Origin of the sequence: Pseudoalteromonas sp. Z1A6 (assembly GCF_011378745.1) — a bacterium.
Classification (GTDB): domain Bacteria; phylum Pseudomonadota; class Gammaproteobacteria; order Enterobacterales; family Alteromonadaceae; genus Pseudoalteromonas; species Pseudoalteromonas arctica.
In genome coordinates this window covers 1-9,089 of record NZ_WTKW01000166.1, presented here as the reverse complement: position 1 = coordinate 9,089, position 9,089 = coordinate 1, and the positions used below count along the sequence as shown (strand labels likewise).

The window sequence follows — 9,089 nt, the reverse complement described above, 5'->3', positions numbered from 1 at the left end:
TCTTTTTTGGGCTTCTAATTGCATTTTATTCCGTAATAAAATAGCCGGATCGTCCGGGACTTTTCTAAGTAGTTGATTAAGCTGTTGTGCTTTTTCTTTTTCTTCATTAGTGAGCTCACTTGCTTGGGCTTGCATAGCTTGTTGCTGAGCATTTTGTTTTTGCTCATCAGTAGCAGGTTGCTCATTCATTGCTTGTGGCTTACTTTGTTGCTGCTCGTCTTTAGGTTGGTCAGCGTCTTTATTTTGCCCTTGCTCACTTTGTGGCTGGGCTTGCATATCAGGTTCATTTTGCTTGTCTGATTGCTCGCCAGGCTCACCTTGTTGATCTTTTGATTGTTCAGACTCTTTATCTGATTCTTTATCAGATTTTTCATCGCTTGAGCTTTGACTTTCGTTTTCGCCTTTTTCAGAATCGCTTTTATCACCATTTTGTTGCTTATCCTGTTTTGACTCATCAGAATTTTGCCCTTGGTTTTGCTCATCTTTTTTCTGGCTATCATCTTGGTCTTGAGAGTCGTCGCCGTCGCTTTGCTGATCTTGTTGATTGAGTAATTGTTCAACTAAAGCTTGGTTGTCAGTTGCTTGTGTAAAGTCGTCTTGTAAGGTTTGGGCTTGTTTGTAGGCTTCAATGGCGTCCTCAAGCTTGCCAGCTTTGGCGAGGGCATTACCGTAGTTGTATAAACCGGTAGCCGACTTATCATTACTAAACTCATTAAGTGCAGCATCAAAATTACCTTGCTGGTAAAGCGCCGCGCCTTTTAACTCACTCGATTGCGCCTGTGTTGCTGCATCGTATTCTTTATTTTTGTAAGCCTCTAATGCACGTTGATCTGAATTTTGCAAAAGAGTAGGAAGCTCTACGGCATACGCATCTTGCTGCGGTAAAAAGCTAAAGGCTAAAAAAGCCCCCAGCAAGGCAGCGCGTCTAAATAAATACAAGCCAAATGGCAATAACAGTAACAGTCCGTATATACCGGCATCTATTCGCCAAAGTGCATGGCTTTGTTTTTCGTCTTTTAACAATTCGCTTTGCGCGCTTGGAGCAAATATATTTATGTCGTTATTGCTAGGTTGGTAACTGGCAAATTTACCGCCGCTGCTTGATGCTAAATTTTTAAGCTGAGTGGCATTAAGTGTAGGTACTACAATTTGGCCGTATCTGTCTTTCAAAAAACCACCTTCAGGTAATTTTATCGGTGCGCCTTGAGCGGTACCTACACCATATATATTTAATCTATATTGGGTGTTATTGGTAAAGCTACTCACGTCGCTTTGTTCTTGTTGGTCAATACCGTCGGTCACTAAAATAATGTCGCCATCAATATAACCCGCTTGCGTTAATAGCTCTTTGGCCATATCAAGACCGGCTAAAACGTTTGAGCCTTTGTCTGGCATTATTTCAGGGCTTAAGCTTGGAATTAAATTACTGAGTGTTGTGGCGTCGTTTGTTAGTGGCGATATTATATAGGCCGTGCCTGCGTAAGCTACAAGCGCGGTATCACCTTCTTTAAATAGCTCAATCATATCAAGCGCTTTAAAGCGTGATTGCATTAAACGATTTGGTAAAATATCGGTGCTGTACATTGAGTACGACATATCCATAACAATTACACGGGCACTTTTACTTTGAAATACAGGAACTTGTTTTTTCTCAAAGCTAGGCCCAGCACTAAATAAAATGCCAAGGCTGCAAAACAAAGCAACTAACCAAAGTGGTTGGCTGGCTTTAGTGTTTGCTTCGCTCATTATAAATTGTGCTAAATGCGGTGCAATTAGCTGCTCACTAGTCGTTTTTTTATCCTTAATTAAGGCGACAAAAAATAATGCCACAGCAGGTATGAGTAACCATAAAAGAGCGGGGCGAATAAATTCAAAATCCATTAGTTTGGCTCCTTTAATGCACGCAGTGTACTAAGCATTACTTTTAAGCTAATAAGTAAAATAGCGATAAGTAACGGGTAGTAAAATAATGAGCTTTGTGGGCGAAATGTTTGCTCGTCAGCGCTAATAGGTTCAAGTTTATCAAGCTCTGCGTAAATTTGTTGAAGGCCTGCTACATCTTTGGCTCTAAAGTATAATCCGCCAGTTTGCTCGGCAATCTTTTTAAGTAAGCTTTCATCTAAATTACTGCCACTAGAGCCACCCATATTAAAGAGGCTAAAACCGCGCGGATTATCTGAGCCAACGCCAATGGTGTACACTTTAATACCTTCTTCGCGGGCTAGCAGTAAGGCATCTTCTGGGTTTAGGTTACCAGCGGTGTTTTGTCCGTCGGTTAATAGCACCACAATACGATTACTTTCATCTTTATTGGCAAAGCGCTTTACCGAAAGACCCAATGCATCACCAATGGCTGTTGCGCGTCCCACTAAACCAATTTGCGCTTCACTGAGCATTTTACTTACTGTTTTAACGTCGCGCGTGAGGGGGGTTTGTAAAAATGCGGTGTCGCCAAATAATATCAGCCCAAGCCTGTCGCCTTGGCGCTGCTCTATAAAATCACTGAGTACGGCTTTTACCATGGTAAGGCGGTCAACATATTGGCCATTGTAAGCCATGTCTTGCTCGGTCATAGAGCCTGATAAGTCAACAGCTAGCATTATATCGCGGCCTTCGTTTGGCAATGAGATTGGCTCATCTAACCATGTTGGATTGGCAGCGGCAGTCACAAGTAATAACCAAATTACCCACTCAAAAGGATTTAAACGTCGTGCGAGTGGCTCAATACTTTGGCTGGTTAAATTGTGCTTTGCAAAACTGGGTATACGTAAACGCGTACTGGCATTACTTGCTGCGGGTTTTAATAGTAAAAGTAATAAAGGTAAGGGTATTAATAAAAATAACCATGGCCAGCTAAATTCAAACATGTACTGACTCCTTTATTTTAAATTGCTTAATACCTTGGCGAAATTTTTCGCACAGTGTTGTATCTTTTTGGCTGGGATTATATAGGCTTAGTATTTCTTGTTCTGTAAAGTTCAAACCGGTGAGTGTATTAAGTGTTGTGCACCATTTAGAGGTAGATTGCGCAGCAAGGCGCTTGTCGTAATATTCAATCACTAAACGTTTTAAAATAATATGCAGTTGCTGAGGATTTTGCTCACTTTGGCTTAATTGTATTGCGTAGCGTTTAGGCTTTTTAAATTTATGTTTTTTGTAAAATATATAAATAGCCGCGCACAGTGCTAAAAACAGCAGTGCAATAATAACCCACCAAGCAGGGGCGAGTGGCCACCAATTAACTTGGTTTGGCGCTATTATATCGTGCAGGCCATCGAGTGGATTGGTTTGCATGGTTATTTTCTCACTAATTGCAGCTCAAGCGGTGTTGCTGCATTGAATGATATTAAATTAAGACCCGATTTAGTTAAGCGATTAAAGCGCGTACTAAATGCTTGCTCAGCATTTTTAGCAAAGCGTTCTCTAAAGCTGTTATCCATTAATGGTAGGGCAAAGTCTTGACCATTTGCATTAACGGTGACTGCTTGCTTAAACGCAGGTAACTGATGCTCAAATGGATCGCTTATGTGGCAACCAATCAGCTCGCAGTGGCGGCTTAATATTTCGAGTTGCTTAAAGCTGGCATCATCCAGAGCATTAAAATCAGACACTAAATACACTAAGCTGCCTGGTTTTGCTAAATGGTTAAGGCGCTTTAGGTTATCGCTAAAGTTGTTAGGGGCTGTTTTATCAATGTTGTTGAGTGCTTGCTGGTGGTTGTCGCATAAATTATGACAAAGCTTAAGCACGGCTTTTTCACGGGCGCTGGGCTTTAACTCCAAATGCGAGTGCTGATTAAACACAATACCGCCAATTCTATCGCCGCGCTGACATGCCGACCATGCAACAAGAGCGCTTATATGCGCAGCTTGCACCGACTTTAACAGTAACTTTGAGCCAAACAGCATTGAGTTTGAAAAATCAGTGAACACAAACACAGGGCGTTCTTTTTCTTCTTGAAAGAGCTTTGTGTGAGTTTCGCCGGTACGCGCAGTAACTCGCCAATCAATAGAGCGAATATCGTCACCTTGCTGATAATGTCGGACTTCGGCAAATTCCATTCCTCGGCCTTTGTGCGGTGCAAGGTATTGCCCTGTTAAGGTATTTTTTATTTTTACCTTAGGGGCAAGTTCAAGCAATTGCGCTTTGGCTTTGTAATACATCAGCTCTTTGAGTGCTAAATTAACACCGTGGCTATGGCTCTGTTTGAGCCATGCTTGGGATTCTAATTGTTTTTGCATAACTTATGGTACGGCTACAAGTTCAACTATACGGCTTATTACTTGATCTTTAGTAATGCCATCGGCTTGGGCTTCGTAACTTAAAATAATGCGGTGACGCAGTACGTTATGCACAACAGCTTGAATGTCATCAGGTGCTACAAAGTCACGGCCTTGAAGCCATGCATGAGCACGAGCACATTTATCAAGTGCTATTGTTGCACGCGGACTTGCACCAAACTCAATCCAGCTACCTAGTTGCGCATCTAATTTAGCGCCTTCACGGGTGGCAATAATAAGTTGTACTAAATATTGCTCAAGTGGCTCTGCTAGATAAAGGCCTAATATTTCTTTACGAGCTGCAAATAAATCGCTTTGACTAATTTTTTGCATTACTGGTTGTTGCTCGTTAAGCGCTTCGCCACGTGTTAAACGTAGTATATCAAGCTCATGCTCTGCGCCAGGGTAGCCAATACTTAGGTGCAGTAAAAAGCGATCCAGCTGGGCTTCTGGTAACGGGTAAGTCCCTTCTTGCTCTAGCGGGTTTTGTGTTGCCATAACTAAAAATAGTTCGCTAAGCGGATAGGTGTTTTTACCCACGGTCACTTGGCGCTCTGCCATGGCTTCTAATAGTGCTGATTGTACTTTGGCTGGTGCACGGTTAATTTCGTCAGCTAAAATTAGGTTGTGAAAAAGAGGACCTTTTTCAAATACAAACTCGCTAGTTTGTTGGCGGTAAATATCGGTGCCTGTTACATCAGCCGGTAATAAGTCTGGCGTAAACTGTACGCGCTGAAACGATCCTTCAATACCTTTAGCAAGTGCATTAACTGCACGTGTTTTTGCAAGCCCAGGAGGGCCTTCTACTAATAAGTGACCATCAGCTAAAATAGCAATAAGTAGCGCTTGTGTAAGCTCTGGCTGGCCAATGATTTGTGTATCTAAGTACGTTTTTAATTGTGAAAATGCGTTAGCTGCCATAATAAGTGGACTGTCCTCGTCAGCTGGGTTTGTACCTAATAGTGTTAGGTGATAAATACTGACCTATTTATAAGGTTTATAATTGGGTAACTCAAGAGTTAGACTGTATTTTTTAAAATAGTTCGTTATTTTTTAACGATTTTTAGCGTACCACAAAACTTTGTAAATGCGTCTAAAAAAGCCTATTGTGATAGTCGTAATTAAACACTATTTATATAAATTTGTGTTTATCTATTGGCTTTAGTACACGGGTTGTTTAGAATCGAGGAAAACAAACAGGTCAGACCTGTCAGCGGGAGAGCATAAATGTCTGAGCAAAACATACTAAAAACACCAAAGGGCGACCGTATTGCCATAGTTAGCGGCTTACGTACACCTTTTGCAAAGCAAGCAACAGCGTTTCACCATGTACCTGCACTTGATATGGGTAAATTGGTGGTTAACGAAATGCTTGAACGATTAAATTTCAACAAGTCAGAAATTGATCAACTTGTATTTGGTCAAGTAGTGCAAATGCCAGAAGCGCCAAATATTGCACGTGAAATTGTATTGGGCACAGGTATGCCGGTATCGGTCGATGCATATTCTGTATCGCGCGCATGTGCTACCAGCTTTCAGGCTATTGCTAATGTAGCTGAGTCTATTATGGCGGGATCTGTAAGTGTAGGTATTGCAGGTGGCGCAGATTCGTCATCAGTATTGCCAATTGGTGTTAGTAAAAAGCTAGCAGGCAGCTTAGTTGATTTAAATAAAGCGCGTACGCTTGGTCAACGTTTAAAAATATTTTCAAAACTGCGCTTAAAAGATTTATTACCAGTGCCTCCTGCAGTTGCAGAGTACTCAACAGGCCTTTCAATGGGACAAACTGCTGAGCAAATGGCTAAAACACATAATATTAGCCGTGAAGATCAAGATGCGTTAGCGCATCGTTCTCACTCACTTGCAACGCAAGCATGGGCTGATGGAAAGTTAAAAGATGAAGTAATGACGGCACATTTGCCGCCATATAAAAGCTTTATTTCAGAAGACAACAACATTCGTAAAAACTCAACGGTTGAAGGCTACGCCAAGCTTAAACCTGTTTTTGACCGTCAGCACGGTACTGTTACCGCCGCAAATGCAACACCATTAACTGATGGTGCAGCGGCCGTACTTATGATGAGCGAAAGCAAAGCAAAAGCACTAGGCTATGAAATACTAGGTTACGTACGTAGCTTTGCATTTTCGGCAATTGGTGTAGAAAAAGACATGTTAATGGGCCCAGCTCATTCAACGCCTATTGCACTAGATAGAGCGGGTATTACGCTTGCTGATTTAGATTTAATTGAAATGCACGAAGCGTTTGCATCGCAAACACTTGCCAATATGAAAATGTTTGCTTCAGACAAGTTTGCACAAGATCATTTAGGTCGCAGCAAAGCAATTGGCGAAATTAACATGGATAAGTTTAACGTTAACGGCGGCTCTTTAGCATATGGTCACCCATTTGCAGCAACAGGTGCACGCTTAATTACGCAAAGCTTACACGAGCTTAAACGTCGTGGTGGCGGTTTAGCATTAACAACAGCGTGTGCTGCTGGTGGTTTAGGTGCAGCCTTTGTATTGGAGAGCGCGTAATGACAGATTCAGTATTTAATTTAGCGGTAGATGAAAACAAAATTGCCGTAGTAACGATTGATGTGCCGGGTGAGAAAATGAATACCCTGCGCAGCAGTTTTGCCGATGATTTAAAAGCATTACTAGAAGACGCTAAGTCGCAAAATGTAAAAGGCATGGTATTTATAAGCGGAAAAAGCGATAACTTTATTGCTGGCGCCGATGTAAAAATGCTCGATAGTGTTCAAAAGCGTGAAGATGCTTTAGCTATTAGCGAGCTATGTCATCAAGCGTTTTTTGATATGACAAAACTGCCATACACAACAGTAAGTGCGATTCATGGCGCTGCATTAGGTGGTGGTTTAGAGTTTGCTTTAGCATGTGATTACCGTGTTGGTACCGACAGTGATTTAACAAAAATTGGCTTACCAGAAGTACAACTTGGTTTACTTCCTGGTGGCGGCGGCACCCAACGCTTAACTAAAATTGTTGGTATTCAAAAAGCACTAGAGTGGATGCTAACAGGTAAACAAATTCGTCCTACGCAAGCTAAAAAAGCAGGCGTGCTTGATGATTGTATACCGCACAGTGTGCTGCTAAAAGTTGCAAAAGAATTTGCGACTAAGAAAAAGCCACAAGCAAAAGAGCCAAAGCTCGACAATATTAGTAAATTACTAGAGTCAAACCCGTTTGGTCGTAATTTTATCTTTAAAAAAGCAAAAGAAAACGTACTTAAAAAAACGGGCGGGCACTACCCAGCACCACTCGCTATTATTAAAGCAGTGCGAGCTAGTGTAGAGCTTGATGAGCTAAAAGCGTATAAAACAGAAGCTGAAAGCTTTGCTACACTTGTAATGAGTGACGAATCTAAAGCGCTTCGCGGTATTTTCTTTGCAACGACTGAAATGAAAAAAGAGTGGCGCAATGATGACGCACCCGCAATAAGCAAAACTGCTGTTTTAGGTGGTGGACTAATGGGCGCAGGCATTGCGCACGTAAGTGCTGTTAAAGCTAAAGTACCGGTACGTATTAAAGATGTAGCAGAGCAGGGCATTAGTAATGCAATGAGCTACACCTATAAAATTTTAGATAAGCGTCTTAAGCGTCGTATTATGTCTAAAGCTGATGTGCAGTTAACGATGAACCGTATTACAGGTACAACTGACTACAGTGGCTTTAAACACATTGATTTAGTAATAGAAGCGGTGTTTGAAGACCTTGCACTTAAGCAAGGTATGGTTGCAGACGTAGAGCAGCAATGCCAAGCAAATACAATTTTTGCAAGTAACACGTCATCATTACCAATATCGCAAATTGCAGCGCAGGCAGCACGTCCTGAAAATGTAATTGGCTTGCATTACTTTTCACCAGTGGAAAAAATGCCATTAGTGGAAATTATTCCACACGAAGGTACGTCTCAAGAGACCATTGCCCGCGTTGTTAACTTTGCACGTAAGCAAGGTAAAACGCCAATTGTTGTAAAAGACATGGCTGGGTTTTACGTAAACCGTATTTTAGCGCCTTATTTAAACGAGGCTGCTAATTTGATGCTTGCGGGTGAGCCAATCGAAAAGATTGATGCAGCGCTTGTTGAGTTCGGTTTTCCGGTAGGACCGCTGGCTCTACTTGATGAAGTAGGTATTGATATTGGCTCTAAAATTGCTCCAATTCTTGAAAAAGAATTAGGTGAGCGTTTTAAAGGCCCTGATGCATTTATGCGTATGATTGATTCAAAACGCCTTGGCCGTAAATCGGGTCGTGGTTTTTATGAATACGATAAAAAAGGCAAAAAGGTTGATGAGTCAGTTTACGAACTATTGGGTGTTACCCCGGCTCCACGTTTAAACAAGAGCGAAATTGCTAAGCGTTGTGTATCGCAAATGCTTAACGAAGCAGTACGCTGTTTAGATGATGGCATTATTGCCAGCCCACGTGATGGCGATATCGGTGCAATATTTGGTATTGGTTTTCCACCATTTTTAGGTGGCCCGTTTAGCTATATGGATAAATTAGGCGCAAGTAAAATAAGCTCTGATATGTCTACATTAGCTAACAGCGATGCTAACTTTGCACCATGTGAATCACTGGTAACAATGGCAAGCTCTGGTGCTACTTTTTATAACGCAACACATGTTGAGGTTGTAGCTCCTGAAGTACAAAGCACTGAGTCACAAGAGCAAAGTGTAACTGAGCCTGAAGTTACCAAAGAGATTGAAACGAAAGAATAAAGTTTCTGCTATCTAAAAAAACCGCATTTAAATGCGGTTTTTTTATAGTTTTTATAAATAAATG

The 9,089-nt window shown here is 41.5% G+C and carries 7 protein-coding genes; 2 read left to right on the top strand and 5 right to left on the bottom strand.

Annotated features, from left to right (window positions below):
- The 5 genes from GQR46_RS11665 to GQR46_RS11645 all read right to left on the bottom strand — a co-directional run.
- Positions 1-1,881, bottom strand: a 1,881-nt coding sequence (locus GQR46_RS11665) for a VWA domain-containing protein (protein ID WP_165741032.1), incomplete at its 3' end; no start/stop codon positions are given.
- The gene (locus tag GQR46_RS11660) at positions 1,881-2,867 is read right to left on the bottom strand and encodes a VWA domain-containing protein (RefSeq protein ID WP_165729175.1); all 987 of its coding nucleotides are present in this window, start codon (positions 2,865-2,867) and stop codon (positions 1,881-1,883) included. The genes GQR46_RS11665 and GQR46_RS11660, both read right to left, overlap by 1 nt.
- Positions 2,860-3,294, bottom strand: coding sequence for a DUF4381 domain-containing protein (locus GQR46_RS11655; protein ID WP_165729176.1), 435 nt, complete (start codon positions 3,292-3,294; stop codon positions 2,860-2,862). The genes GQR46_RS11660 and GQR46_RS11655 overlap by 8 nt, the downstream gene beginning before the upstream one ends.
- Positions 3,295-3,296: 2 nt before the next feature.
- Positions 3,297-4,241 carry a DUF58 domain-containing protein gene (locus GQR46_RS11650; protein WP_010554656.1) on the bottom strand — a complete coding sequence of 315 codons (945 nt, stop codon included), beginning with the start codon at positions 4,239-4,241 and terminating at the stop codon, positions 3,297-3,299.
- 3 nt (positions 4,242-4,244) lie between these two features.
- Positions 4,245-5,201, bottom strand: coding sequence for a MoxR family ATPase (locus tag GQR46_RS11645; protein ID WP_004335627.1), 957 nt, complete (start codon positions 5,199-5,201; stop codon positions 4,245-4,247).
- A 306-nt stretch (positions 5,202-5,507) separates the two neighbouring features.
- On the opposite strand from GQR46_RS11645, the gene fadI reads away from it, so the two are divergent.
- Both fadI and fadJ read left to right on the top strand, forming a co-directional pair.
- On the top strand, positions 5,508-6,818 hold the full coding sequence (fadI, locus tag GQR46_RS11640; protein ID WP_165741031.1) for an acetyl-CoA C-acyltransferase FadI: 1,311 nt from the start codon (positions 5,508-5,510) through the stop codon (positions 6,816-6,818).
- On the top strand, positions 6,818-9,025 hold the full coding sequence (fadJ, locus tag GQR46_RS11635) for a fatty acid oxidation complex subunit alpha FadJ (RefSeq protein ID WP_165741030.1): 2,208 nt from the start codon (positions 6,818-6,820) through the stop codon (positions 9,023-9,025). The genes fadI and fadJ overlap by 1 nt, the downstream gene beginning before the upstream one ends.
- The last annotated feature ends 64 nt before the right edge of the window (positions 9,026-9,089 follow it).

Excerpts from the sequence above, each read along its gene's own strand:
- GQR46_RS11655 (WP_165729176.1), bottom strand. The coding sequence starts at position 3,294 with ATGCAAACCAATCCACTCGATGGCCTGCACGATATAATAGCGCCAAAC.
- fadJ (WP_165741030.1), top strand. The coding sequence starts at position 6,818 with ATGACAGATTCAGTATTTAATTTAGCGGTAGATGAAAACAAAATTGCC.
- fadI (WP_165741031.1), top strand. The coding sequence starts at position 5,508 with ATGTCTGAGCAAAACATACTAAAAACACCAAAGGGCGACCGTATTGCC.
- GQR46_RS11660 (WP_165729175.1), bottom strand. The coding sequence starts at position 2,867 with ATGTTTGAATTTAGCTGGCCATGGTTATTTTTATTAATACCCTTACCT.
- GQR46_RS11645 (WP_004335627.1), bottom strand. The coding sequence starts at position 5,201 with ATGGCAGCTAACGCATTTTCACAATTAAAAACGTACTTAGATACACAA.
- GQR46_RS11650 (WP_010554656.1), bottom strand. The coding sequence starts at position 4,241 with ATGCAAAAACAATTAGAATCCCAAGCATGGCTCAAACAGAGCCATAGC.